This is a genomic window from Paenibacillus sp. B46(2026) (genome assembly GCF_056786355.1).
This window is the reverse complement of sequence record NZ_CM165907.1, coordinates 895,740-921,937: the sequence shown is the minus strand read 5'-3', so window position 1 is coordinate 921,937 and position 26,198 is coordinate 895,740. Positions and strand designations below refer to the sequence as shown.

The 26,198-nt window shown below is 44.3% G+C and carries 24 protein-coding genes and 1 pseudogene; 10 read left to right on the top strand and 15 right to left on the bottom strand.

Translation table 11 applies throughout. The annotated features are described in order from the left end of the window. Positions 1-62: 62 nt before the first annotated feature. The gene (locus AC1S8V_RS04305) at positions 63-284 is read right to left on the bottom strand and encodes an alpha/beta hydrolase (protein WP_482074627.1); all 222 of its coding nucleotides are present in this window, start codon (positions 282-284) and stop codon (positions 63-65) included. 305 nt (positions 285-589) lie between these two features. Next, positions 590-1,585, bottom strand: coding sequence for an ABC transporter substrate-binding protein (locus AC1S8V_RS04300; protein WP_482072573.1), 996 nt, complete (start codon positions 1,583-1,585; stop codon positions 590-592). Positions 1,586-1,817: 232 nt separating this feature from the next. On the opposite strand from AC1S8V_RS04300, the gene AC1S8V_RS04295 reads away from it, so the two are divergent. The 6 genes from AC1S8V_RS04295 (at position 1,818) to AC1S8V_RS04270 (ending at position 6,766) form a co-directional block, all read left to right on the top strand. Next, complete coding sequence (locus AC1S8V_RS04295; RefSeq protein ID WP_482072572.1) at positions 1,818-3,497, top strand: AraC family transcriptional regulator; 1,680 nt, start codon at positions 1,818-1,820, stop codon at positions 3,495-3,497. Between the two features lie 9 nt (positions 3,498-3,506). Beyond that, positions 3,507-3,899: a DUF6713 family protein gene (locus tag AC1S8V_RS04290; protein ID WP_482072571.1), complete on the top strand. Its 393-nt coding sequence runs from the start codon at positions 3,507-3,509 to the stop codon at positions 3,897-3,899. Positions 3,900-4,069: 170 nt separating this feature from the next. Then, complete coding sequence (locus AC1S8V_RS04285) at positions 4,070-4,465, top strand: hypothetical protein (RefSeq protein WP_482072570.1); 396 nt, start codon at positions 4,070-4,072, stop codon at positions 4,463-4,465. Positions 4,466-4,889: 424 nt separating this feature from the next. Then, on the top strand, positions 4,890-5,276 hold the full coding sequence (locus AC1S8V_RS04280; protein ID WP_482072569.1) for a hypothetical protein: 387 nt from the start codon (positions 4,890-4,892) through the stop codon (positions 5,274-5,276). A gap of 9 nt (positions 5,277-5,285) precedes the next feature. Further along, complete coding sequence (locus AC1S8V_RS04275) at positions 5,286-5,666, top strand: hypothetical protein (RefSeq protein WP_482072568.1); 381 nt, start codon at positions 5,286-5,288, stop codon at positions 5,664-5,666. A 113-nt stretch (positions 5,667-5,779) separates the two neighbouring features. Beyond that, the gene (locus tag AC1S8V_RS04270) at positions 5,780-6,766 is read left to right on the top strand and encodes a DUF4003 family protein (RefSeq protein ID WP_482072567.1); all 987 of its coding nucleotides are present in this window, start codon (positions 5,780-5,782) and stop codon (positions 6,764-6,766) included. 112 nt (positions 6,767-6,878) lie between these two features. On the opposite strand, the gene AC1S8V_RS04265 is transcribed toward AC1S8V_RS04270, so the two are convergent. From AC1S8V_RS04265 to AC1S8V_RS04255, 3 genes are all read right to left on the bottom strand, one after another. Further along, positions 6,879-7,868, bottom strand: coding sequence for a phosphotransferase (locus tag AC1S8V_RS04265; RefSeq protein WP_482072566.1), 990 nt, complete (start codon positions 7,866-7,868; stop codon positions 6,879-6,881). Positions 7,869-8,035: 167 nt separating this feature from the next. Further along, positions 8,036-9,811 (bottom strand): SulP family inorganic anion transporter, encoded by a 1,776-nt coding sequence (locus AC1S8V_RS04260; protein WP_482072565.1) that lies wholly within the window; start codon positions 9,809-9,811, stop codon positions 8,036-8,038. Positions 9,812-9,979: 168 nt separating this feature from the next. Continuing rightward, positions 9,980-10,309, bottom strand: coding sequence for an ArsR/SmtB family transcription factor (locus tag AC1S8V_RS04255; RefSeq protein WP_062836296.1), 330 nt, complete (start codon positions 10,307-10,309; stop codon positions 9,980-9,982). Between the two features lie 179 nt (positions 10,310-10,488). Between AC1S8V_RS04255 and AC1S8V_RS04250 the strand changes: the two genes are divergently transcribed. After that, positions 10,489-11,412: an alpha/beta hydrolase fold domain-containing protein gene (locus AC1S8V_RS04250; protein WP_482072564.1), complete on the top strand. Its 924-nt coding sequence runs from the start codon at positions 10,489-10,491 to the stop codon at positions 11,410-11,412. A gap of 118 nt (positions 11,413-11,530) precedes the next feature. On the opposite strand, the gene gnpA is transcribed toward AC1S8V_RS04250, so the two are convergent. Together gnpA and AC1S8V_RS04240 are read right to left on the bottom strand one after the other, a co-directional pair. Further along, complete coding sequence (gene gnpA, locus AC1S8V_RS04245) at positions 11,531-13,711, bottom strand: 1,3-beta-galactosyl-N-acetylhexosamine phosphorylase (protein ID WP_482072563.1); 2,181 nt, start codon at positions 13,709-13,711, stop codon at positions 11,531-11,533. 13 nt (positions 13,712-13,724) lie between these two features. Continuing rightward, positions 13,725-14,744, bottom strand: coding sequence for a glycoside hydrolase family 88/105 protein (locus AC1S8V_RS04240; protein ID WP_482072562.1), 1,020 nt, complete (start codon positions 14,742-14,744; stop codon positions 13,725-13,727). Positions 14,745-14,915: 171 nt separating this feature from the next. Here AC1S8V_RS04240 and AC1S8V_RS04235 point away from each other — a divergent pair, with 171 nt between their 5' ends. Continuing rightward, positions 14,916-15,857, top strand: a complete 942-nt coding sequence (locus tag AC1S8V_RS04235) for a helix-turn-helix domain-containing protein (protein ID WP_482072561.1) — start codon at positions 14,916-14,918, stop codon at positions 15,855-15,857. Positions 15,858-15,985: 128 nt separating this feature from the next. Here AC1S8V_RS04235 and AC1S8V_RS04230 read toward each other — a convergent pair whose 3' ends face one another. From AC1S8V_RS04230 to AC1S8V_RS04200, 7 genes are all read right to left on the bottom strand, one after another. Further along, entirely contained in the window at positions 15,986-17,158 is a 1,173-nt protein-coding gene (locus tag AC1S8V_RS04230) for a DUF4317 domain-containing protein (protein ID WP_482072560.1), read from the bottom strand. A gap of 219 nt (positions 17,159-17,377) precedes the next feature. Then, complete coding sequence (locus AC1S8V_RS04225; protein ID WP_482072559.1) at positions 17,378-18,085, bottom strand: DNA alkylation repair protein; 708 nt, start codon at positions 18,083-18,085, stop codon at positions 17,378-17,380. A gap of 363 nt (positions 18,086-18,448) precedes the next feature. Beyond that, positions 18,449-19,750, bottom strand: coding sequence for a voltage-gated chloride channel family protein (locus AC1S8V_RS04220; protein WP_482072558.1), 1,302 nt, complete (start codon positions 19,748-19,750; stop codon positions 18,449-18,451). 11 nt (positions 19,751-19,761) lie between these two features. Continuing rightward, the gene (locus tag AC1S8V_RS04215; protein WP_482074382.1) at positions 19,762-20,373 is read right to left on the bottom strand and encodes a DUF421 domain-containing protein; all 612 of its coding nucleotides are present in this window, start codon (positions 20,371-20,373) and stop codon (positions 19,762-19,764) included. Between the two features lie 268 nt (positions 20,374-20,641). Beyond that, on the bottom strand, positions 20,642-21,082 hold the full coding sequence (locus tag AC1S8V_RS04210; RefSeq protein ID WP_482074381.1) for a DUF4256 domain-containing protein: 441 nt from the start codon (positions 21,080-21,082) through the stop codon (positions 20,642-20,644). Between the two features lie 110 nt (positions 21,083-21,192). After that, positions 21,193-22,506, bottom strand: a complete 1,314-nt coding sequence (locus AC1S8V_RS04205) for a sensor histidine kinase (protein ID WP_482072557.1) — start codon at positions 22,504-22,506, stop codon at positions 21,193-21,195. Between the two features lie 7 nt (positions 22,507-22,513). Then, positions 22,514-23,206 carry a response regulator transcription factor gene (locus tag AC1S8V_RS04200; RefSeq protein ID WP_482072556.1) on the bottom strand — a complete coding sequence of 231 codons (693 nt, stop codon included), beginning with the start codon at positions 23,204-23,206 and terminating at the stop codon, positions 22,514-22,516. A gap of 159 nt (positions 23,207-23,365) precedes the next feature. On the opposite strand from AC1S8V_RS04200, the gene AC1S8V_RS04195 reads away from it, so the two are divergent. Beyond that, entirely contained in the window at positions 23,366-24,127 is a 762-nt protein-coding gene (locus AC1S8V_RS04195; RefSeq protein WP_482072555.1) for a TVP38/TMEM64 family protein, read from the top strand. Positions 24,128-24,171: 44 nt separating this feature from the next. Next, positions 24,172-24,750, top strand: a complete 579-nt coding sequence (locus AC1S8V_RS04190; RefSeq protein WP_482072554.1) for a GNAT family N-acetyltransferase — start codon at positions 24,172-24,174, stop codon at positions 24,748-24,750. Positions 24,751-24,941: 191 nt separating this feature from the next. Here the strand turns inward: AC1S8V_RS04190 and AC1S8V_RS04185 are convergent. Beyond that, positions 24,942-26,109, bottom strand: a pseudogene (locus AC1S8V_RS04185) (uroporphyrinogen decarboxylase/cobalamine-independent methonine synthase family protein). Between the last annotated feature and the right edge of the window lie 89 nt (positions 26,110-26,198).

Sequence of the window (26,198 nt, the reverse complement as noted above, 5' to 3'; positions counted from 1 at the left end):
ATCACAGACGTTTTCATAAATGTTTCCTCTTTCCTTTGTAACCGAGTTGGGCGTTATTTAAACTAAGCTAACCAGATTGCGCCGTCCATCTTCATGCCTGCTTTCACACGTGGATCACCCATTAACATCTGCACTGTCGTTGCTTCGCCAAATGAGTGCCCAAACATGCCGATGTTGTCCAGATCCATATGCGTCCGTTCGGATCCCTCAGCCAATTTCTCCACCTCATCCAGTACGAACTGCGCATCCTTCACCCATGTCTCTGATTGTACCTCCGAGTGCAATCAGCTCTACATGGCGGGGCTTTAGCCCTCTAGATAGTTGCTTTGATTCCAAACGATGCTCCCCTTTTCATCTTCACATCGCAATGCAGAATTGCTTCGACAAATTGTACGAGATGTACCGTAGAAATACGACAAGGTATGTGAAGAAACGGATTCACTACACATATAGGTATAGGATAACCGCTTAATGAATATGGCAGACAAATGAGGAGGGGCTTAATTGTACAGACGTAGAACGATGGAACAAAAAGAACCTCCTTCAACAGCAACAGGAAGCTCTTTCAACTCTAATTCTTATTACCGAACTATTTCTGCTTCATAATAGCAGGCAGTTCATTCAACAATTCACGCATCGTATAGGCATCACGTTTATTCCACTTTTGCTCCACTACATACACATGGCCATTCTTTACTGCGGGCAGATCCGACCATATGGCTGACTGCATCAACTCGTCATTCTCCGCAGAATCTTGTCCCGCTCCAGCAGCGATCAGAAATACGTGATCCCCCGCAAAAGACGGAAGATTCTCAAGCGATATCTGCGCCCACGGCAAATTCTCACCAATGGTTACTTTCTTCACCTCACCCGGAATCTTGAATCCATGAGGTGAATATAGATCACCAGCAAGTCCTGTTGTCATCACATAAAGACTGCGATTTACGTTTAGAAATACCGTGGCCGTCTCATCTGGACCGATGTTCACGCTCTTTTTGAACTCATTCCACGCCTGCTCCGATTGAGCCTCATAATCAGCCAACCATTGCTGAGCTTCTTTCTCCTTGTTCACTAGAAGACCAAGCACAGGCAAACGTTCCTCCAGCGGAGCATCCACGTCTACTCCAACCGTTGGCGCCACTTTGGCAATCTGGTCCAATTCATCCCCTTGAGCATGAAGCCCTGTAATGATTAGATCAGGCTGCAGATCCACCAGCTTCTCCAGATTCAGCGGCGCACCAAGATCCTCAATGTCCTTCACCTGATCTTCGTATATGGAGTCTGATAATAAGCGCCCATCCTGACCAATTGCATCTGCTCCAAGTACCAGCATATCTCCAAAGGTTTTGTTATCATAATACACGATCCTTTGCGGATTCGTCGGAATCTCTACTTTACGTCCCAGATAATCCACGTACTCTTTGGTTTCCGGTTTCTCCACAGCTGCTTCCGCTTCTTTGACAGTTGTCTGTTGCGTAGTTCCCTCATTTACCGACCCACCTTCATTGCTACTACATGCACTCAGGCCGATACTCAGCACCAGAACCGCACCAATAGACCATCCCCATCGTTTAACACTATACATGACGTTCTCCCCATTCACTCTGTTTTAATGATAATCATTATCACTATCTTCTACCTATAGTACCGATCCCGCAGAGGCGCATCAATGGACAATTCAAGGGCTTTTCAGACAATACTTAGCAGGCGTACGACCAAGTTCTGTTCTATCTTTTCTATGAATTGGTTGATAAAAGAGTGTATTTACACTATGCTGATCTATGAGAATCGTTATCAATTAGTAAGGAGATTATGGCATGAAGCTTCTATTACATACAGATCAGGAACATGAAATCTATTCGCTTAGCGAGGTTGATTTTATGGAGGAACCCGTCAGCATCACGCCTTCGCAAGAGCACCGTCTCCTCATCGTCGTTTCGGGAAACTTCAGGTTGCATCTGGGGGAAGAGACCCTTACTGCCATTGAAGAACAATGTTTTTATATTCGACCTGGAGGCAACATTGTACTAACCAGGCAGGATCATGAGCCGTTCGCCGTCTATATGCTTTCTTTTCATGTAATCAAAGTTCAGGATGCTGCGGTATGGTTTGACACAAGTGCTACCTTTGATAGAAGTACGTTGCGATCCGATCGTTCCTATTCCAGCGTGCACACCATTATTCAAAATATGATTCGTCAACGCCCCTATATCAACAAAGCAGAAAGCAATGCCTATCAACCTATGTTCCATATGCTGATGCTGTCTCTCTCTGAACACAATACGAAAGGTCCATCTTTGGAAAATGCCAGAGATGCCGTTAAACGTACCCTTATCTATCTGCAGGAACACTACGCCGAGAAAATTAAAGTTCAGGAACTATCCGATTTATCCGGGGTCTCCTTATGGCAATATAATGAGCTGTTCCGCTCACTGACAGACAAAACCCCGATTGAATATCTAACTGAGATTCGTTTGAATCGTGCTAAAGAATTGCTTCTGCAGACAGAAGAAACCATTGAGTCCATTGCCCATCAAGTTGGATTCAATGATCATTATTACTTTGTCAGACGGTTTCGGCAAAAGACCGGATTACCCCCACGAGAGTATGCAGCGATGTATAAGCAAAGCGACAGGGACATTCTTTTCCGTGACTCTACAGGTAGGCTGTTGGAACTCCCCAAGGACAAATCACGTATTGTATATCTGGATCGCAATACTGTAAGTGACTTAATCGTCCTGAATTTGTTTCCAGTCGGCAGTCCCAAGAATCTATCGGGCCAATTCATCGATACCGCCCCAATGAAAAATACAACCGAAATCAGCTTTCCACCCCAGCCTGAGGAGATTCGAAAGCTAAAGCCCGACCTTATTCTCGTTGCCAACTACTACGGTATCTCCCTGGATGAAATGACTACCATTGCTCCAACCATTGTGTTGGATCGTGAGCAGACATTGGATAGCCGTTTGCGGACTCTTGGCCAACTTTTCGGCAAAGAACAAGAAGCGGAACGTTGGCTGATCCGCTATGACGCTATGGCCGAATACATGTGGAAACTGTGCAAAGACGCATTCGTACCCGGCGAAAGTGCTTCCGTTCTTGTCCACGCTGATGATGGCAGACTCTATGTTATGGCCTCTCACGGTCTCCCAAACACGCTTTACCATGCCTATGGATTCAGACCTCCTCTTGAAATTACTGCATTAATAGAACAAGGCGAGGCTTTTATTTCTATTGAAAAAAGAGAGCTTGAGCGTTATATGGGCGATCGTATTTTTATTATTTCTCCCAACAGAGACGGGGATGTCGATGACCCTACCTCTTATGAGCGCAAGAGGAGTTGGATGAACAGCCACCAATGGAGCGAGCTTCCTGCGGTGTGTAACGGAAAAGTGTATCACGTAGGACAACACTGGAACATGGAAGGTGCACTGGAACGTATGCATGTGCTCCATGCTTTGCCAGAACTGTTGCGTGGAACTATGATGAAGAATTGACCTACTTGTATGACATTGAAAAATGGGAGGCTTCACATGCCTGACTTGTTGTTAGTTTTATTTTTATTCAACCTGTCTTTATTTCTGCTTCACGAAATGGATGCCATCAGGCGGTCCGAGTGGAAATTGTTTATGGTGTTAAAAGATATGGAAGATGATAAAGCCTACAGGTATTTCACTTGGATTCATTTACCTATGTACACGATCATTCTTTCTCTACTTTTCAGCTCGTATCAGACCATTACATTTTGGGTGATAGATATCTTTTTCATCATACATACCGTGTTACACTTCTTTTTCGAGAAGCATCCTCGAAATGAATTTAAGAATGGGTTCTCCAGATCATTGATCTACCCTATGGGAATAATCGCTTTAATTCATTTGATATTCCTAATCATCTGATCTGATCCACTATTTACATCTGTATTTTATTGGTATATAGTATAGCCGTTAGGAATGTTAGCGCTAACATAAACTGAATAAGGAGGAGCTCCAATCCGTTTCGAAAAGGTTTTTGGTTTACATCGAGTTAAACTATAAAAACACTTCATTTTTGAGAGGATGGGCATTCTATGAAAAAACGCATTAGCACATTTTTTGCACTTATTCTAGGTATCTCCCTTCTGTTTAGCCTGACCGCTTCCGCTAATCCCGCCATCGTAAGCTATGGTGGCAGTTATTCCAATGCGCTCTCTGCCGGACAAGGATACGCCTACATTCTTCCTAATGCCAAAACGACGGGGACCAGCGTGAAAGTCACAACAAATACAGCCAATACCCTTCAACTGCACTATTACTGGAGCTACAATAATACGACACTGGACCTCGGTACAGCCATCGTAAACAAAAACATTTACTTCGGCGGTTCAGCCTACTACAACCCAGGAACGTTGATCACTGTAGTAGAACGTGTTCCAGGTTCGACGGCGGCATACCCTAATGTAGCCTACTCGATTTCTTTCAATTAATTCAGACCTATATCACTGATCAATCTAACCTACGACCGCTGATTGCGGTCTTTTTTATATTGATACACTTCTTTGCAATAATAGATTGAACTAAAAAATATTTACACTTGCCACTCCGATGACAGAACGACCTTCCGATCGCTGTTATCCCCAGATTTTCTGATTTAAATTTTGAAAGGGTGAAAATCTGGGAATAAAGGCGAACGCTCCGCTTCTTCAGGTTCTTTCTGCCCTCTACGTTCTCGTGTAAATGTTTCGTTAAATCTCTTATCTGTGGAAGTGGCACACCCTATATAAAAAGGGTAATGAAGTACAAACAACCTATTCTATATTTTCTTAAATGGAAGTAGTAAAGTGGATTACGCCAAATCAAAATATGCCATCGTAGACAAAGCAGCTTCATACATAGAGAGTCATCTCACAGATGAAAAATCTGAAATCATTGCAGTTGTTCAACGTTGAACAGACCTTACCGGATCATCTGTTATCTCCTTTGCATTCATTGCAAAACGTCAGTTTCACCAAACATAATTACGAGAGCCAAAGCTTTCTCCCGGATCGCGTAGAGCATATCACCCTGCCGTTTAGTGACGTTGAATTCATACCTGACTTCGCGCCCGTCAGCAGTGTACCCAAGGTTCTGTTAGGTTCGCAAACTTGCCAATTACAAACACTGGATTCTTTCAAAGCCTTTCCTGATGTAGAAGAAGTCCACTTGATTGCGCCCAAGAAACTGGCCGATATTTCATATGTAGCCCAGTTGCACAATTTAAAGGTTTTGGATGCCAATTTTGCCCTGTATCCAGTTTAAGCCCCTTCCATGAGCAGCAAGGTATCGAAGAAATACGGCTTAGAGGGGCAGCGGTGGAAAACATCCGTGTCCAATTCCCGCAACTGGAGGTCCTCTGGATTTGGGGAAACTAAAGTGAAGGATCTGCATCATCTGGCGGATATGCAAACATTGAAAAATCTTGATGTGACCAAACTTAAACCCAAGTCATGGGATTTCATTTCTACCCTAACAGGTCTGGAAATATTGGATTTATGTAAAACATCATTCTCCGATCCAAGTCTGCTTCTGAATCTGCCTAACTTAAAGAAGGTACGATTGTCTGGCAGTGAGGTAGACCCCCAATCCAGCAGCTTCAAGGCGTTGGAAAAGGTGATGTTGCAGCGTGTAGGTAATCTGATCATGAAATAGAGTTCTAGAAAATAATAATGAATAAAGTATAAGCGGTACTGAAAACCGCTCTTTTTGAACATGAACTTATGTAGTAAACTGTTGAAAATGTCTACATTCAAGGAGGTCTACTTATGCAGCAGCATCATGCAGAACGAGTTGAGTTATTCGTTTCCAACACTCAGATCATCAAGAAGTCGTTCAAATGGCAACATGGGATGATTCACCGTCTGGCCGCCTTGCTCTATGCAGCGGAGAATAAAGTTGCTGATGCAGAAGCTATTCGCCAAAGTCATGAGTTGATTAAGCAAAACACGAAACTCTTCTCTGCATTCAGAGGTAATTCTGCCATTAGCATTGCTACCATGCTCTCCCTTACAACGGATGAGAACACGAAGCTGGCAGACACCTTACATGTCTATGACCTGATGAAAGAGATCAAATTCCGCACCTCGGATTATCTGGTTATTGCTGCCTATCAGATCGCTACTCAGGCATCACCTGACCAGTTTCAGCATGCGGTGGAGCGGGCCAAATCATTTTATGACGCCATGAAAGCCGAGCATCGTTTCCTTACTGGACAGGATGACTATATTTTCGCTGCCATGTTAGCCCTCTCCGATCTTGACGTGGATACTGGTGTGGCACGTATGGAACAACTCTATGGGGAATTAAAACCGGAGTTCTCTTCCAGAAACAGTGTGCAGGCGTTAACTCAGGTACTGGTTCTTGGAGATGATATCCCGGATGCAAGTGCTCGTGTAATTGCCTTAAATGAAGCCTTTCGCAAAAGGAATCTCCGAATGGATAAAACGTACACATTACTCTCTCTTGGGATACTCTCCTTACTGCCTTCGGACAGAGACTCGTTAGTGGATGAAGTCGCGGAAACAAATGACTGGTTACGGACTCAAAAAGGCTTCGGTGCCTGGTCAATCGACAAACAGGAGTTGCTCCTGTTCTCATCTGCGTTGATAGCCATTCAACATGTGGAGAATCTGCGGAACGGTGTGCTTACGACAGCAATCTCAACCAGTATCACGAATATTATCATCGCTCAGCAGGCCGCCATGGCCGCAGCTGCCGCAGCATCGGCTGCAGCCGCATCATCATCGAACTAACAAGTGACCCTGTTACCTTCAAAATGAGTTGAAAAAGACCCTCACGAGTTCAAGTTCACTCGGAAGGGTCTTAAAGCATTCAAGCCTAAACTTGAAGTAATATTCATCTTCGCTACGATACAATCCCTGCATCCCGGAACTCCTCCACGAAACTATCCAGCCAATTCGAACCATAATCCAGCGCACCCATATCACTCTCGATAAAAGCAACATCCAGACCCATCACCCAGAATCGGCGAGCAATAATGAAGAGATCAACCGCCTGTTCATCTTCCGAGGAAAAACTTCTAACTGAACGATAACCTGCCATGAGCGCTTTCCATAACACTTCTTTTTGCTCATCAGATTGCCTTTTTCGGGCTTTCACTTGGGCTAAGTCATAGGCACGCCAGCTTTTGGCTGCCCACTCGAAGTCATAATGGATGAACTGGTGCTCCTGTTGAAACGCATTGTTATTCCCATGCATATCGCCATGACACAAGCCGAAGTCGAGAGCTTGTTTAGAAGCGGCAACAATGCGCTCTTTTAGCGCTGTAGCAAATGTATGGAGAAATGCTGCTGCTTCATTGTTCTCACCGATATAGTTGATAATTCGCTCAAGGGGTTCGTCTATAAGAAACTTCAGATCCAGCTCATATCGTGGCAGCTCAACGGTGACCTGATCCATAGCCTTATGCATTTCAGCGGCAGATTGACCAAAAGCGTAACAGGACTCCACATCCTCCAGATTGTTCTCTGTACCCTCAATATACCGAAACATCACAGCAACCCGCTTGCCTTCCGCAGCCTCCAACACCGTATATCCCATATGATCTTTCTTCTCGATGTATTCTCCGATGTCGGTGTGTTCCGCAGAAGCTAGAACGTTCTTCAGTAGAGACAACAGCGATAGCTCATACTGAACATCCGCCTTCGTAATTTCAGTGCGGTAGATACGGAGAATATACATACCAGTGGACGTGCGTACGCGATATGTATCATTCAATCCTCTGAGCCAAAACAAACATTCTTCCCACGTTCCAATGTCATACTGATCCTTCAAGAAAGACTCAAGGTACCTAGGGTTAAGCACTGAACGTAAAGCAGTCGGTTGAATGGACATATATATGCTCCTTCAGTTTAATATGCTTATTTCTCTTCTAATGAACGATGTAATCCTTTCACCTATCAACCTATAACATAGTATATTTTTCATTTATTTTCCAGAATATATATTTTGACGAGTAAATACTCTTTAGACTCCTATAGTTCCATCTCTAATCAGTGGGATTATATAGGGTTATTTGCATCGGCCCGCTTTCCAGATTTCAGCAGGTTATTACGCTCTGGGCCGGTACCAGCGCTCGACAATGCAGTACATTCACGAAAGGCAAAATGTTTGCACCCCATACATTTCTGATCATCCAGATGCTTTAATGCAAAATGGATAGCTTCACCCGTGTGCTCAAACATATGATCCGTACCGATTTTTTCAACCAATCCCGTTCTCTTCAGCATCTCCAGAGGTTGCGTCTGAATGCCTGAAAGTAAAACCATACCCCCAGATCTCTCCATGTGTTTGACAACATGGGCCAGATTGGACTCACCTGTCGTATCCATAAAGGGCACCTTGCCCATGCGCAACAGCAGAGTGCCTGGTCGCCGATGAATCGAATCCATGACCGACTCCTCAAACCTATCCGCTGCACCAAAGAATAACGGCCCTTCAATCGTATACAGACTTATTTGCGGACAATCATGTCCTTCCCGAACCATATGCGCCATGACTTTCTCATGTTTATGATTGGGATCGGGCAGCACTTTGGCAACCTTCAATATCTCACTCATCCGCTTAACAAATAAAAGGACAGCCATTACCAACCCAACCTCTACAGCTGTCGTTAAACTCGTGAATACGGTGAGTAAAAAGGTGGTGATCAGAACAAGCGAGTCGCTCGTTTTGGTTTTCATAACATATATGAACGATCTCCGTTCACTCATATTCCAGGCAACCATCATCAGGACTGGAGCCATACTGGCAAGTGGAATATGGGAAGCATACGGTGCGAACAGAACAAGTACCAGTAGAACCACGATGCCATGAATAATCCCCGACAATGGTGATACAGCTCCGGATTTAATATTCGTAGCCGTACGCGCAATCGCTCCTGTTGCAGGAATACCACCAAATAACGGTGTCACCATATTGGCAATCCCCTGCCCAATAAGCTCCCGATTACTGTTATGGCGACTTCCAGTCATACCATCGGCCACAACAGCAGACAGCAACGATTCGATTCCGCCCAACATGGCGATAACAAAAGCCGGTTGCAACAAGCTTACAATTCGCTCCCAAGTGATCTCAGGCACCTGAAACTGAGGCAAGGAGCTTGGTATCGCGCCAAAGGACGATCCGATCGTCGCCACCTGCCCTTCAAAAAACAAAGCTGCAACAACTGTCGATAGAACCAAACCCACCAGTGACGCAGGCACCTTCGGCGCAAACCTCGGCACAAGCAGAATAACAGCCAGACAACTGCCTGCTGTCAGCAAACTATATATATTAATAGTTGAGATATGCATCCCGATTTCTTTCATATTAGACCAAAAATCTTCATGTTTTTCAATCCCGCGTAGTCCCAGAAAATTAGCAATCTGCCCACTGAAAATAATCACGGCGATACCCGCCGTAAAACCAATGGTCACAGGTCGCGGGATAAACTTGATTAACGCCCCAAGTTTAAACAGCCCCATACATACAAGCATCAATCCGGCCATGATTCCGGCAATCAGTAAATTCTCATATCCATACTGCATCACAATGGCGAATAGGATCGGAATGAATGCCCCCGTCGGCCCACCAATCTGGAACTTCGATCCACCCAGCAAGGAAATGAGAATCCCAGCGATCACCGTTGTGTACAAGCCATACTCCGGTTTGACGCCGGATGCGATAGCAAACGCCATACCGAGTGGAATCGCAATGATACCTACAATTAGCCCCGATAATAGATCCTTACGAAAAGCAGCTACGTTATATCCTGCATATCTCCCCGACCATTTCATCTGACTTAACCTTCTTTTCTTTATATATTTGAATATTTGAATATAACAAAAAGATTACGCCCCTGCGAGCCCTCTGTCAATCGTAATGCTCACACCTGAGACGTTGATTACATGCAAAAAAACAAGAAGTTACCTGAACTTATTTCCGGTTCTTCTTGTTTAGCATGTTTATGTTTCTTTTCGGATATCTTCCAACATGGAAATGGCATCGACCAGATGATTGTCAAAGATCTGTTTGGCAACCTCCAGCAAGTCTTTAATCAAAGGGTCCCGCAGAGAGTATATGACCGTAGTCCCTTCTTTCAGTCCCTGCACAACATTTTTGCTGCGTAATACAGCTAATTGTTGTGAAACGGCGGAGCCTTCTGACCCCAGGATACTTTGTAACTCGTTGACGTTCTTTGCCCCTTCACTCAGCAGCTCCAGAATCTGAATCCGCATGGGGTGAGCCAAGGCTTTGAAAAAATCCGCTTTAAACTGTTGTATGCTCTGATTCATACGTTATACCCCTTTATTCAAACTTTTGAATATATAAAGATCATAACATAGATGTGATCAAAAATTTCATTCTATGCCTTAACGATTGGTGCCTGCTGTATACCAGCCTTGACCTTGAAGTATACTTCAACCTTTATACTATACATATCATACTTCAATGATGAGAGGACGAACCTTAAATGAGCATACAAATTTATAATAAAAGACGCTCTTTAACGAGCTATTTATTAGAAAAATATATCGGAACATTAGATACCAAGAAAAATTTATCCACACGGGAAAATACACATAAGCATTTGGAGCACATGGGCGTTGAGAATATTAAACCCTATCAGTTAGGTAAAGTTAAACTATCTTCTTCTATTATTGAGCGTTCCTATGAGGACATGCAGGTGTTTACTTTAAATGACCAGAGTTCCCCTGAACAACGGGTGATTCTATATATTCATGGAGGTGCCCATACGCATCAACCGCTATCCTTCCATTGGAAGTTCATGGATCATCTGGCGCAAGCGCTGAATGCCAAAGTAATTGCCCCCATCTATCCCAAATTGCCTCACTTCAACTATCAGCACACGTATCCCAAACTTCTGAATCTGTACCGCAATATCATTGCTTCGATACACAGTCCCGCACAGCTAACCTTTATGGGAGATTCAGCAGGAGGAAATATCTCGCTAGGTCTTGCACATTACCTAAAGATGCATTCTCTTCCTCAGCCCAAAGATATTATTTTGCTATCTCCATGTGTGGATATGGTGCTGGATAACCCGGTGATCTTCGACTATGAGACCAGAGATCCCATGTTGGCTGTGGAAGGATATGATGTGATTCGGCGGATCTGGGCAGCCGATAAACAACTGAATGACCCGCTGATTAGTCCAATCTACGGGGATTTCGAAGGGCTTGGCAAGGTTAGCATCTTCATCGGAACCCATGAAGGCTTATTTCCTGACAATATGGAGCTTGATAAAAAGCTTACGGACCAAGGCATTGAGCATAATACTTTCGTTTATCCCAAAATGAATCATGTCTTCGTACTTTATCCGATTCCTGAAGCCAAGGATGCCAAGCGCAAAATCATTAACATCATCTCAAAATGAAATGATGTCGGAGGGAAGCGACATCGACACTCGTGGCAGCAATAAGCCCACGCCTCGGCTATACCGCCGCAGACCTGGGCTTATTTTAAATACAATAATGATAGTCACTCTGTCAGTCCTATACCAATTTCAAATCTCCAATCTTGGTAATCACCGTATCATACGGATCTAGTTCAAGGGTTTGTTTACCATGCTCCGTATCAATCGTCGTGGATTGAACCTGATCGCTATTATTGATCACAACCAATATGTTGCTCTCAGGGTAGTAGGCACACTCGGTATACAAGTTATCCGGAATATACTTCGCGTCACCCACTTCATTCCCGGCAAAACGAATTAGATTTTGCAGCAATCGGGTATTTTCCCAGTTAAATTCGAACGAAGAGAGGTAAATTCCTTGGCCTTTTCCGAAGGCATGTGTGGACAACGTGATGTTGCCATCTGTCTCGTGCAATACCTTAGCTGTCCCATCCGTGAGATATATGCTACCTTTACCTTTTAACGATATATTAGCCTCTGCTGGCACCAGGCCGTGTTCATCGTGGGCCTCATACGACCATCTTCCATGAACAACTCTTGCACCTGTATCCTCATCTACCCCAAGCACATGCGCCATTCTAAAATAGCTGTCGTACCCGTCCATTGCCGAAGGCTGGTTAATGCCAATAAAGGTACCACCCTCATACACCCATTGGGTCAATAAGTCCACAGACTTGTGGTCACTCCAGTGCTCTCCACCGCTCCATGCTGAACCGGCAGAGCCGGCATTGATGACGACATCTACATCCTTCAATGCGCCCTGACGAATATCATCAAAATCAATAAACTGCACGTCAACAGGCAACCCGGCTAATGCCTCATTCACATGAATCAGATCATGCATATGCGTTTCATGAAAATGACCGGACAAGGTCCACGATCTTAACTTGCCCCAGCTATGCAGAACGGCAACCTTCGTCTTGATTTGATATGGTTTTCCAGCCTGATGCAGCTCTTTCATTCCCCTGAATTCATGAGCGATCTTCTCGATGTAATCCACAAAGTCCGGGTAAGGCTCAACCAGATGCAAGTATCCACCCAGTCCAATCCGGTCAATCGACTCACGCAGCAGTGCACGCCGGATATTAATCCAATATTTCTTCGCATCCAGGGTAGGATCTCCGCCCTCCTTGAAGGTAGGAAGCCCGCCTAAGCCAACCGGGAACAAGTAGGGGTGCAATCGAATCTCATGGGTATCCACCTTAACGCCTGAGCACATTCTTGCCTCATAACCGGAGAACACACATTTGATCATGCCGTCGAATCCAAACTCCTGAAAGCGATCATTGTAAGGCTCCATGCCTACCCAGCTGTCATCATAGAAGACATACGCCAGCTTGTCATGTTTGTGCACAATATCAATCAACTTTTTACCGAATTCAATCACAAAATCATTGATAAATGCCATCCAGTCCAGTTTGCGCTGATCCGCAGGCATATGAGTGACCTGATATTTACCGCCATTCACAAAGTCTTCGGCAGAGAGCGAGTATCCATATTTCTGAGCAAACAGATCCAGCGCTCTCGAACTTACCGTGAAATCATATGAACCCCAGTCCGAGAACAGATGGCGATTCCGCTCATCACTGCCCCAGATCCAGGCGAAATTATAAAATAGGGAGGTGAATCGCACAACCGTGGTTTCCGGATGGTTTTGGCACCACTTTTCCATCCAGTCCAGGAGATACGTTTGCGTTTCTGTATAGATCGGGTCAATCTGCATCAGATGCTCTTTTTCCCAATTATTCGTTGTATGATTGTACATGGAAATCTCTTCCCATATCCGATAAACCATAAAACTCACCGTGTATTTATGCCAAGGAGCAACGCCTGTAATGACAACGTTGCCAGATTCCCTTTCATAATTCCACTGTCCTCTAGGAACTTCTTCCCCAGTCGTTCGATCATAAACTTGCCAATATTTAAACGCTTCTTTGGAATCATTCACCCTGAATTGATCAGCGAAGAAGTCCTCCATCAGATAGATGGATACATAATCTTGCACAGCCACCTTCGGATTCGTAATGAGAAAACATTGCTGCAACTTATCCAGATTACGGGATGCCCACTCATTATGATCCCGAATAATGCAGATGGTTGAATAGATGCCGTATCCGGCATTGATAATCTCATCAGACAATTTTGTACCGTCACTGTCTCGAATCACATCGGCACCCCAGCGATCGGCAAGTTCCAGCGTCAGTGCCTCATAACCGGATTCTCCCGGTAGTGTAAAGGAGCCTTTGGTTGGTTTGGACATTTTGGTTCCCTCCCTATCTCAACATATCGGACAGAAAAGCGAGTGCCAGGCCCTGACCCCAGCCCTGAATCCAGTCTTTTGGAATATTGCGATAGCCATCCCGATCCTTCATCACTGCTGTACCACCAGATACACCAAGCACGCGTCCATCTTCGCTAATGTTGTTCAGGATGCCTTCCAATGCCTTTTGCACGTATTTGGTATGCAGTGGATTGCCATTATTGATCATGGCTGCTGCAATACCCGCGGAAGCCGATACCTCTTCATACGAATCTTCGTCATCCAAAACCGTACGCCACAAGCCGTTCTCGGTCTGCACCAGCTTGAGAGCCGCCAATTGATCGCGAAGTGCACATTCTACATCCATACACTGCGGATACAAGTACCAGTCGTTCAATTGCGGTTTCACTTGAGACATCGTATAAGCTCCCCAAGCGTTCGCTCTTCCCCAGTAAAATCCGGACATGTGGTCCTTGTTGATATTGTTATAACCGTGATACCACAGACTGCTGCTCGGATCCTGAAGGTATTTGATATGCCAGTAATACTGATTCAGCGCATCCTGAATCATGGCCTCATCTTTTAATTTGCTACCTACGCGGAGCAGGAAAAATGCCGCCATAAACAAGGTATCCGCCCAAGCCTGTTCCGGAAAATCATTGGAAACGGATACTGTATGCTGAAGCACATGGTCTCCAAAGCGAAGCGCATGATTCTGGAGATAATCGACCTTGCTAAGGACAATATCCCAATATTTCTGATCCCCGGTTTCTTCATATAAAGTGATGAGCACATGGCCCATGGCACAAGTATTTACCGTCCAACTTGGCAGACCCAGCTCGATATATTCGTCTGCCCACTTCACCAGCCTGTCCAGAATCTCTTGGTTGCCTGTCGTCTGATAGGCTCTGGATACGCCATAATAAGCCACACCGCCGGGCCAATCCCATGTCAGATCCATATCCAGTGTTTTCTTGGTAACGTTCTCGATTACGTTTAGAATCTGTTCCCTGTCATATTTCACTTGAAGCATTGTTATTCCCCTCTCCCTGCGCACACGCCCCCAAGTGCGCCCTGAGAGGTGTTCGTCCATTTTTGTAAACGCTTTACTTATTCCATTGTACGCAGTAAAATAGTCTTAATCTAAGCATATTCACAACAAAAGTGCGCAATTTCAATCATTTATACATAGGAGTCCTCGAAAATGCCCAAACCGAAAAAACCTGTCATTGAATATCGTCACTATAGCCTGCCCATTGATTTCCCTGTCCTGTTACTCAATGGAGACCGCTGGAGAATATCCGATATCAAGAGTGAGCATCTTCATTTCCATAACCACATGGAGATCGGCATCTGTTATTCAGATGGGGGAGTCATGGAGATTAAGGGGGAATCTGTACCTTTTAGGGCAGGCGACATTACGTTCATTCCCCGCTATCTTCCGCATACCACATACAGTTCACCTAATAACGCCAGCCTGTGGGCTTATATCTTTTTTTCACCGGAAGAGCTCTTCCGTCATTCGCTCAAAACAGCCCAAAGTCACATTGAACCGAATTTATGGGCGATTCAAGGAACCAATTGCATTCTGAATAAGGAACAGTATCCCAAAATTCACATGCTCGCAACATTAGTGGTAGAAGAGATAAAGCAGCAGTCCCCCTATTATCGGGAGAGCGCGTACGGCTTGTTGATGTCTCTATATATCGAACTGCTTCGAATTCATGCGAGCAACGAGAGCTGGTCAGCGCAGGATCAGGAACGTGACCTCCAAGGTGACTTGGTCATCTCACCGGTGCTGGAGTTTATCACCAAAAATTATATGCTGCCTGTGACCATCGATTACCTCGCTGATCTGTGTCATCTGAGTACAACGCATTTTCGCCGCAAGTTCCATGAAATTATGGGAACCACACCGCTTGATTTTCTGAACAGCACCCGGATTGAAGAGGCATGCAAGCGATTAAAAAGCACGGAAGCCTCCATTCTGTCCATCTCTGAGCAAGTTGGCTTCCGATCCATCTCCAGCTTTAACCGCTGCTTCTCCAAACTGATGGGAGAATCGCCCAAAGTATGGCGCAAAGGTGCACAATCCGAAGCACAGTCTGCAAAAGCGTCGATATTGGAATTTACAGGGTGGGTGTAGCATATGGAACCTATCTATCAAGCAAAAAAAAGACCACAATCCAACTGAGGGATTGCAGTCTGTTCCATTCTTCTAGTTATTTTGCAAAACATCATTGCAGAGTTGTCCTTGGATTGAACGTATTTAACTCAAAGCGTCTCCGTAGTGAGCGTAAAGCCTTCGATCACGACATCTTCGTCCACTTCAATCATGATGCACCGTCTGCCTTGATGATTCACCTGCTTCACATACCTCAGATCTTGCGGGCTAACCGTAATCGTGGCAACCTTGGTTTCAATCTTGATGGACTTGGACGTAAACTTCGGCATAACGCTGGTCGCTTTCATTTCATAATTCTTGTTGTCGACGATGGTCTCGAATGCACGTTCCACTTTCTCCGTCGTCAGATCCTCTACACCGCTTGCGGTCAGTACACGTTCCAGATCTTTATAATCCAGCTTCGGAGGTTCTTCCTCATGGGACTCTTCGTTCATTTCGATGACTCGGTTGATCTCCTCGTATACATGTGCAATCGTGGCTGAATCGAGCTGTTCACCGGCCACTTCCTTGACGATATCTTCGAAGATCGCCCGCTCTTCCAGTGCGGTTACAGATCTTTCTCCATTCAATACATTTTCAACGAAATGCGGATCCGGGAAATTGGATTTCCCTGTGCAATAGAGTACACGATTCACATCGGAGTAGTTGTCCGTCACGCTAGGGTACAGGAACCCTTGCTCTGGCGTGCTTAATTTGATAATCGGATCAACAATAACGTTGTATTTGAATTCTCTCTCCACGTAATCAAACAAGAGCGTTTTCCGCTGCTTCTCCGTGGAATTCACACTGCAAAGGATAAACGGATGGGCGAACACTTCATTCTTCTCGCTCTCTTCCGTGGCTTCGTTTCTAGCTTTGGTCGGCAGATAATACTGTCCACGCACGAACGTAGCCACCATGTCCCGCTCATACTTCGCATCCACCAACATTCGATCCACGAGCAGCAACATCAGATCCTGCCATTCATCCGGATCACCTGTTACCAGAGCCTGGTGAAGCAGTACCTGAGCCGGGTCCTCCGCTGCTTCCTGGAACTTCAACTCAAACAACTTCTGATCCAATTCACCCATCAGCAGCTTTTTGAAATTGCCCATGTACAGCTCCTGCTTCTCTCTGTCCACCAGTTCGAACGGGTGACGCTCCCAGTGATAGACCTCATTCGTTTCCTTCGTAATGTACACGTTGAGAATATCGTAAATATTCAGTAGATCATGATCCAGCTTAAACTGCTTGCGTATATGCGCGACTTCTTTTTTATTCATATTGGATTCGGCAACTCCTTAGATATGTTTCTGGCTTTATTAGTATAAAGGATCGACAGAAAATTTGTTGACTATCTTGTTGCTTGACGATTACTAAATTTCAGTTACCCAACACTTGAAATTCACAACACAAAAAGGGAGACACTCTCTATATGCATACGAGCACCTCCTGTATGTGTTACATCTCCTGATGTTCTATACTATTACAGCAATTACTATTCAGCATCTTACATATTTACGCTTAAAGCCCGTCCGCCCTTTATCCACTGCCTTTTGGATATTCTCAGAGGCATTCAGCAGCTTGCTCTTTGGCATGTCCTTGTTCACTTCGACAGGTCCCACAGCCTTGGCTGTCTCCACCGCCTGATCGTGCAACGGTTGATAGGATGTCGCAACAGTATACAGGAAGTTGTTCATCGAATATTTCGTTCGTTCCGGAGATTCGTGAATCGTCTTTTTCACCTGTTCGAGCATTTCCATCAGTTTATTCTCAGAAAACTCAGCATCCTTTCGACTGCCGAGCAACCAACAGTAACAGCTCCATCCTGCTGACATCCTCAGCTCATCCCCACTTGCAATCCATGCATCGGCGACCTCTTGCGCAATGTCTGTCTCGGATAACGTCACAGCAACGATGTAGTCGGAGATCATGTAAAAATAAGCGGCATCGATCCAACGATCGAAATCGGCTGACGTCATCACTTTGGGATCAGCAATTACACCCGCAAAGTACATCGCATCATAATTCCCCGTTGCGTATAGTTGCTCCGCCAAAGGTTGATCCTTTTTGATCCGCTTCGCGATTGGTTTCATCGCCCCGGTTGCCACGCCAAACAGCGGTTCATGCGCACCGTTGGAGATATATATTTTTTTCGTTCGTTCTTTACCCAGCGCTTCAAGCTCCTGCATAACCTCTTCCATATTCATTGTGTATCGCTCCTTTTTCTCTTGGAATTTATGTTTTATTCTACACGGGTCCTATTGGTTTGCTAGCTCTCATTCAAACAGCCTCTTATGCTCCGCAGGTTTAAAATCCAATCCATTTCCACGTATTAGCGCTTTCTGGACTCAATTCGTGATTCCCTGCTTTTATCAATTACTAATTATTTCTATTCTATCACAGCAAAGAACAGATCGATGATTCATATGACGAAAGACCCTGTCCTCTTTCTTGGTCAGGGTCTTTCGTCTTCACTCTCATTCACTTTTAAACAGCGTCAGCTTATCCAAATTGTATGACTGGTCTAATCGCATTAAATTCAATTGACTTAGCTCACGGCATCTGCCGTATCATTTTTTTCTTTTTTCTATGATGCCAATGGTATCCCCATTAGTGACGTTATATAGGCGGCTCTTCGGCTCATACACCGTTTGAGCAGGCCACAAACCATGGTGTCCTGATACGATGTAACTTACAATGCAAGCAATAAAAAAATACTCCATCCCTTTTCCGTTGAATAGCTCCATGGACAACAGAAAGGCGGCTATAGGGGTATTGGCACCGCCACAAAACACAGCGATCAAACCTAGAGCAGCGAGGAATGCCAACGGCAAACCCATTATAGCGTGCAAGGCATTCCCCAATGTTGCACCCATATAAAATAACGGGATGGCTTCACCACCAACAAATCCGGCTCCAAGCGTCACCGCAGTGAATACCAGCTTAGCCAAAAAAGCATAAGGAGCGACGTCTTCTTTAAACGATTGCTCAAGTATATGTAAACCTCGACCATTATAATCTTGGGAGCCGGCTAACAAGGTCAACGCTACAATGATTAACCCGCCGACAAAAGCTCGTTTCATATGATTTTTCTTGAATAGGCGCTCTGAGAATTTTTGAATTCCGTGTCTTAACTGGCAATAAAAAACACTCAATAAACCGAAAATAACGGATAAGAGTATAATTTTTACGAAGGTAAGCATTGAATGATGAGGTAGTGTGTGAATGATAAATTGTTCATGTTTGATATGCCAAACCTCTTCCGTCACATAATGACCGACGAAGCTGGCTACAAGACAAGGAACGATTGCTTCAAACTTCAACTTACCCAAGGCAGCCATTTCCATCCCAAACACAGCGCCTGATATAGGAGTTCCAAAGGCTGCACCAAATCCGGCGCTTATTCCGCTCATCAAAATAACTTTTGCGTCGGCCTTTTTTAACTTAAACCATTGACTTACAGCTTCCGCAACACTTCCTCCCATTTGAATCGCTGCACTTTCTCTTCCTGTAGAACCACCCAGAAAAACAGTTAGGAACGTACCCAAATATACCATCGGTCCCATTCTTCGGAGAACCTGCTTTTTGCCATGAACTGCGTCGATGACCAGATTATTCACCTCGGCTGCGTCATGCAACGTGTTGTTTATCGTGGTTTTTCCAAATTTCATATACATATATCCCAATGCAATACCGCCCAGAGGGAGCAGTCCGATCAACCATCCGTTGCCTTCTCTAATCTTCCCCAGATAATCATTGGTTTCCAAAAGGAACGCAGTCGTTGAACCCACGGCAGCACCAATTAATCCCCCCAAGAATATCCATTCCATTAGAACCTTAATGATATGCTTGTACTTTCCCATTTCCTCCATATGCCAGATCCTCATTTCAGTCGATTAGGTGGTTCAACGATATGTTGGTTCTTTTGGACTTCCGTGAAAAGCTGCCCAGACCCTGTAGCCTCGGTACCTGGCAAAGGAATGGACAGCTGGGGGATACTCGCCTGCAACATCGTACTCAGTCTGTCAATGTCCTCTTTGGTCGCATACTGCTTTTCAGGCTTTAACAGATACCCCAATTGTCCATTGGGTTCTATAGTAGCCCATTGCAGATCACTGATCTTTTGGATGCCCTGTTGCCTAAGACGCACTTCAAGCATATCTACCGATAACCGTAATTTCCTTAGATTTCTCTCATTTATTTTTCCATACTCGACCACCATTTTTGATTTTCCGTACAGAAACGTCTCAAGCGCATCCGATTTCAAAACAATATACTCAATACCTATAAGAGTGATGACCATTAAGATCGTAATTAACATCGTAATCCAAATGTTACGGTCACCTACGGGTTGAATGATTAATGAACCTACCGCGATCATCAAAACCGTCTGAGCAACGGTGAGCTGGGAAATTGACTTTCTTCCGGCAAATCGCAAAATAAGCACGCCACCCACGACGATGACAACCGCTTTCCAAATGAAATGAAAATCCAGTGCGCTCCCCTCCTTTTCGTCGAATCGAGCCTATTATCTGTATGTATATCCAATATTATTCGTCCTGCGTGAACGCAGACACCGCATGGAACACCTACTCCAAGGCGTTCAAACGTGCTGATGATCAAAAAGCGACAACTACCGCTATACAGCGTGTTTCCGTGGCTTGTCATGGAACGAATACCGACAAACGGCATCACAAAGATACCTCAGCCCGGTTAATGCGAGCTGAGGTATCTAATCGAACGATTTTTATTTTTTACACTGTTTAGACCCTTAACGCACCGCGGAATCCTCTTGCGCCATAGTAGGATTCTGCTCCATTGTGGTAGACAAACACCGTGTCGTAACGACGATCGCAAAAAATGGCTCCGCCCAGCTTTCTAATATTAGCAGGCGTCATTTCTTTCCTGGACTCCAGTGCTTCACGGTCATAGCAGACACTTCTGCGACCTTTAGGACTTTCTGCGGAACAATCCACAAAAAGATATTCACCTGTCTCACTGTCAAACACCACAACATCCGGTTCACCACCTGTGCTCTCCATTTCATGGAGCAACCACAGTTTTTCGGGTTGAGCTTCAAACTTCGCTTGCAGCTTGGCCCATTCAATATCTGGATGACGGTTCAAGTTTTTCTCAAAACGCGCTTTCAAGGTTTGGAGCAGTCCCTCACATTGTTCCGGCGATAACTCCCTCTCGCTTCCAATTGGCTTGTTGTCATCAACAGCTCCCCCTTCAACAGGAATAAAAATGTTGAATTATTTAAAGCGGCTATTGCGGATCAAGAGTAATGTTGTCGTACATCGTTTGTGCTGATTTAATGAAGATGATGGGTGACAGGTAGCGTAATCTGTAGTGAAAAGATATCTTCTTCCTGCGACACCGTCAACGTTCCGTTGTGCTGCTGGATCATTTTCTGACAACTAACGAGCCCAATTTCGTTGCTATCTTTCTTCTTCCCGACACGTTTAATCTTATTCTTCACCCCAAGAATGACCCATTGTTGCTTCAAAGAAATCTGGATATGAACGGGATGCCCTGGATCGGCGTATTTTCGAATATTTGAAAATATGTTATCCATTACGCGACGCATGGCGACCAGATTGATTTCCAACAAAAAACTCTCATGATTTGCATCTGTCTGAACCTGCACATCTATATCGTCCAAAACCACTAATTGCTCATCTATGAGTTGATCGATAAGCGCTCTGCCCTCATACATTTCAAATTCTACTTCCTCTTCTTCAGCGGCCGAGGATACCGTAAAATATTCGAATAGTTTGTCCGACAGCACTTTGATCTGATAGGCCTTCTCCCGGCTATTATGAATATACTGCAACAGATCCTCATGTGTCTTATATTTGTTGAGCTCTATGATATCCATATATCCTAATAGAATCGTGAGTGGCGTTCGCAAATCATGGGAAATCGCCGTGATCAATTCACGGTTGGCCATCCTGACCCTCTCCTCGCTGCCCAGCCGCTCCACAAATGATTTCCTCATCTCATCAATACTCTGGGCCAGAGATGACAGTTCATCCTTTCCCGATATCGTAATCGAATAATCCAAATTTCCACCTTCAAGAATTTTGATCTCTTGTTCAAGCACGCCAATATAAGATGTCTTCTTATTAATCATCAGTAGAAAGGAAACAATGAACACAATGGCCGCTATGAAAACACCAATAATCAGAATGAGGTTGTAATATTGATACTCATAAAAGCTAACCAAGTATATCTGGGCATCCTGATCCGCAAAATGGATGGTGGTGATGGGTATTTTCGATGGCACGAATTGAGTTAACAGCTCCTCATTAATGGCAGGATCAATCCCTATGTTTGAGGAATAGATCAATTGATCTTTAACAAAAATATACAGATTCAAATACCGCTCCCTGCTAACCCAGGCAGACAACTGCTCATGGTCCCTCGTCTCTACGTTCTGGTCAGTCACAAATGCTTCGAATCGATCAAGCGCATCCCGCTGTCTGTTCTCCACAAAGGTGGACTTGCTTAAATAACTATCCAATACCGTCTCGCCAACAACTTGTAAAATAACGAATGCAATTATGGAAATGACCAAAGAAATGACAACCGCCAGAACCAGTTTAATCTTCAGCTTTTTTCCCATTAGTAATCTATTCAATTTTGTACCCCTTCCCCCAAACGGTCTTCACATATTTAGGGTTCTGCGGGTCAGCCTCCAGTTTGCCTCTCAAATTACGAATATGAACCATGACCGTGTTATTACATGTATAAAAGTAGGGTTGGCCCCACACACTCTCATATATGTTTTCCGCCGAAAACACCTTACGTCGTTTCTTAGCCAGCAACAGCAAAATCTGGTATTCAATTTCAGTTAAAGCGATTTCCTTCTCTCCCACAAACACCGTTTTTGAATCCTGATGGACGGTAAGATCGTTAACGATAATTTGGTCCGTTTCATCCCTCTTCTCCTTGCCCCGATAAACATAATATCTCCGCAGTAAAGCCTTCACCCGCGAAACAAGTTCTGTATAGGAAAAGGGTTTGGACAAAAAGTCATCACTGCCTGAGGAAAAGGCCAATTGTTTGTCAGAATCCTGCGTTTTCGCTGTGAGAAACAGGATCGGTGCGCTTGTTTTTTCACGAATCTCCAGACACGCCTTCAGCCCCGATTTATTGGGCATCATCATATCCAAAATAATGAGATCCGTCTCTTCGTTCACTTTATCAATCGCATCTTGACCATCTATCGCTTCAATTACTTCATAATTCTCACTCTCTAACAAAATCCTTACAATTTCACGAATTTCACTGTTATCATCAGCAATTAGAATTTTCTTGCTCATCTGATCCCTCCGTCTAATTTCAGTATAATATGCGCTATTAGCGACTACCAGCAAATACAATCGACTTAAGAATTCTTCAGAAGTTATGTAGGTATCTCTTAATAATTCCGTCTTATACTGTAAATATGTAGAAGTTATTACACAAAGGGGTCGTCAGGAATGCCACAAACTTCGAAAAAAGTAATGATTAACATATTGTTGGGTCTTTTCATCATGTTATCTATTGGTCTACTGGTGTATTATTCTCCTGCCATTATTAAAATCATGTCTTCCCTGGACAATTTCAGAGCGTATATTCATTCAACAGGCCATTGGGGTCCGGTCATGTTTATTTTATTCCAGATTCTTCAGATCGTGGTTGCACCTATTCCAGGAGAAGTGGTACAAGTTGCAGGCGGTTATATCTATGGGGTTACAATTGGGTCCTTGTATACTACAATAGGCTTGATTATAGGCTCAGCGATCGCCTTTTATTTCACCCGTTACATCGGTCGCGCCTATATTTCACGACTAATGCAAAAGAAAAATAATAAGTGGGTGTCGTTAATTCATGATGAGAAGAAGTTCTCCGCTTTTTTATTTATCTTTTTCGTGATTCCCGGCTTGCCCAAAGACATGCTTGTATTTGTCGCCGCACTTACATCGATTAGTTCGTTTAGGTTCTTCACGATCCTTATCGTCGGTCGTCTGCCGTGGATCATCGCATCTACCGTTGTAGGGTCCACGATTCATATGCAACAATACACAATCGCCATTATTATTTCCGTTATCGCTGTAATCGGGTTTGTACTCGGTTATATCTACAGAGAGAAATTGGTGGGATTGTTCTCTCAGTCAGACAGTACCAAAGCCAAACCTAAGGCTATACCCAGTTATAGTACGAATAGGGAGTCTCGTAAAATAAAAAGAGATACAACATGAACAAAGCCAATCTATTGATATGAAAACCGGAGGTATATCATCTTATGCAAATACTTAAAACCAATCGATTAATCCTGAGAAATTTCACCGTAACGGACGCAGCCGGACTGTTGGAATACACAGCAAATCCCAGAGTGAATTGTTTTATGGATCAACGAATTTCAACATTGGAAGATGCGGCGGCAGAGGCCGCAAAAAGAAGCAGTGACGATTCCCACATCGCGGTTTGCCTGAAAGACAGTAACGAGCTGATCGGTGAGCTGTTTGGTATGAGGGAAGATCGGGATTCCGATACGGATAAAGATTCAAATTCAGATACGTATAGTATTGGTTGGAATTTTAATGGAAGATTTGAAGGAAAAGGGTACGCCAGTGAGAGCGCCAATGCTTTCATCGAGCATCTCTTTATGGAACAGGGAATAAGAAGACTGTACGCCTATGTCGAGGATGATAACTTCCGTTCTCAGAAACTGTGTGAGAAGCTGGGCATGCGCCGGGAAGGTCTTTTTTTGGAGTTCATTTCATTTGTCAAAAATGAGGACGGCACACCGAAATACGAGAATACGTATCAATATGCTTTGTTGAAAAAGGAATGGCTGGCACAGCGTGAATTACAGAAATAAAGAATGACATGCCTCATCATTAGTTTAAAAAAGTTATAGAAATGAGAACGTACCCATACGTACGTTCCACAACAAATACGGTGGCTTCTCCCTGGATAGATTCCAGAGGAAAAGTCGCCGTTTCATTATCGTACAGAACAATATTGAACGAGCAATGTATTTATAAGGTCAGAATACATTCAGCTTGAATCCTAGACCGTGCTGCCCCAATATTGCTTCGCAATCTTCTGCCCTTGATCAATCTTCGCCCATTGCTGAGCTTCGCTTAATTCGTTACCACCATCACAAGATGCAAAGCCGCATTGGTGAGACAGCAGCAGCCGATCCTTATCGATAATTTTGGAAGCTTCGTCCAGCAAACGGACAACGCGTATTTCATCATCAAGTGTACTTGTTTTAGATGAAAGCAGACCTAGTACAATTTCCGTTTCGGGTCTGTCCTTGAACACTTCCAACGCTTCAAGCGAACCCGCGCGGTCATCATCCCACTCCAGGAAGAAACGGTCATACTTTAATTGCTTCAAGAACAGATTGGCGATTTTCACATACGATCCACCGCCCATGTTGCGGGAATCATAATTGCCGCGGCAGTTATGTGTCCACATTTTCAAGCCCAGGCTATGACCGAAGTCAATCACGGTATTGTTAATATCAATGAATTCGGTAGCCAGTCCCTGTACTTCATCTTGATTAATATGCTCCCCTGTAAACGGAGAGTTCGGGTTGTCGTCTGCAAACAGTTCCCACAAGCAATCATCAAATTGCAGGATTTTACCGCCTATAGCAGCGAATTCTTCGACGAATTCCTTATACGCAATCACAAGACCCTCTTTGAGTTCCTGTTTGTTCTGATAAATGGAATCCGTACCGCCAATGTTATCCGACCAGGAAAGCTCACCGAAAATATGGGAAGGCGATGGTACACAAAGTTTCGTTTGTTGCTCGCCAGCCGTGTCTTGCAGTTGTTGAAACAGCTGAATGAAATGATGATTCTTTCCGCTCAATTTATCAGTGATCCGCAGTCCAATATCTTTGCGTGTTTCATATTTCGACGTTCCGTCCACGTCTCTTAAAAAAATAGCCGTGATCCGCGATGTAACGCTTCACCCCGCCAAATCCCCATACAAAGTCCAAATGCCACATCGATTTGGAGAATTCGCCATCGGTAACAACGGACAAGTTATGTTCGATTTCCTTTGCCACAACTTGTTTGATTGCCTCCGTCTCGCACTTCTCATATCCTTCGTAGTTTTCATAGAACGGATATTGGATATCATCATTATGTTCAATTTGCGTTTTATATTTCAGCAGCTCATCCGGCCGCAATAAACTTCCTACGATCTGGAACTTATCAGTCATGTAAATAACCCCCTCGTTGTATACCGATATCATATCACGCGGAGTGGAGTTAGAAGGGATACTTAAAAACCATAACTGGTTATAGTTAA

Coding starts and splice junctions, on each gene's coding strand:
- AC1S8V_RS04240 (WP_482072562.1), bottom strand. CDS start 14,744: ATGCTTCAAGTGAAATATGACAGGGAACAGATTCTAAACGTAATCGAG.
- AC1S8V_RS04270 (WP_482072567.1), top strand. CDS start 5,780: ATGCAGCAGCATCATGCAGAACGAGTTGAGTTATTCGTTTCCAACACT.
- AC1S8V_RS04235 (WP_482072561.1), top strand. CDS start 14,916: ATGCCCAAACCGAAAAAACCTGTCATTGAATATCGTCACTATAGCCTG.
- AC1S8V_RS04205 (WP_482072557.1), bottom strand. CDS start 22,506: ATGGGAAAAAAGCTGAAGATTAAACTGGTTCTGGCGGTTGTCATTTCT.
- AC1S8V_RS04295 (WP_482072572.1), top strand. CDS start 1,818: ATGAAGCTTCTATTACATACAGATCAGGAACATGAAATCTATTCGCTT.
- gnpA (WP_482072563.1), bottom strand. CDS start 13,711: ATGTCCAAACCAACCAAAGGCTCCTTTACACTACCGGGAGAATCCGGT.
- AC1S8V_RS04260 (WP_482072565.1), bottom strand. CDS start 9,811: ATGAAATGGTCGGGGAGATATGCAGGATATAACGTAGCTGCTTTTCGT.
- AC1S8V_RS04285 (WP_482072570.1), top strand. CDS start 4,070: ATGAAAAAACGCATTAGCACATTTTTTGCACTTATTCTAGGTATCTCC.
- AC1S8V_RS04280 (WP_482072569.1), top strand. CDS start 4,890: ATGAAAAATCTGAAATCATTGCAGTTGTTCAACGTTGAACAGACCTTA.
- AC1S8V_RS04265 (WP_482072566.1), bottom strand. CDS start 7,868: ATGTCCATTCAACCGACTGCTTTACGTTCAGTGCTTAACCCTAGGTAC.
- AC1S8V_RS04190 (WP_482072554.1), top strand. CDS start 24,172: ATGCAAATACTTAAAACCAATCGATTAATCCTGAGAAATTTCACCGTA.
- AC1S8V_RS04300 (WP_482072573.1), bottom strand. CDS start 1,585: ATGTATAGTGTTAAACGATGGGGATGGTCTATTGGTGCGGTTCTGGTG.
- AC1S8V_RS04290 (WP_482072571.1), top strand. CDS start 3,507: ATGACATTGAAAAATGGGAGGCTTCACATGCCTGACTTGTTGTTAGTT.
- AC1S8V_RS04255 (WP_062836296.1), bottom strand. CDS start 10,309: ATGAATCAGAGCATACAACAGTTTAAAGCGGATTTTTTCAAAGCCTTG.
- AC1S8V_RS04225 (WP_482072559.1), bottom strand. CDS start 18,085: ATGAATATGGAAGAGGTTATGCAGGAGCTTGAAGCGCTGGGTAAAGAA.
- AC1S8V_RS04220 (WP_482072558.1), bottom strand. CDS start 19,750: ATGGAGGAAATGGGAAAGTACAAGCATATCATTAAGGTTCTAATGGAA.
- AC1S8V_RS04195 (WP_482072555.1), top strand. CDS start 23,366: ATGCCACAAACTTCGAAAAAAGTAATGATTAACATATTGTTGGGTCTT.
- AC1S8V_RS04275 (WP_482072568.1), top strand. CDS start 5,286: ATGAGCAGCAAGGTATCGAAGAAATACGGCTTAGAGGGGCAGCGGTGG.
- AC1S8V_RS04200 (WP_482072556.1), bottom strand. CDS start 23,206: ATGAGCAAGAAAATTCTAATTGCTGATGATAACAGTGAAATTCGTGAA.
- AC1S8V_RS04230 (WP_482072560.1), bottom strand. CDS start 17,158: ATGAATAAAAAAGAAGTCGCGCATATACGCAAGCAGTTTAAGCTGGAT.
- AC1S8V_RS04250 (WP_482072564.1), top strand. CDS start 10,489: ATGAGCATACAAATTTATAATAAAAGACGCTCTTTAACGAGCTATTTA.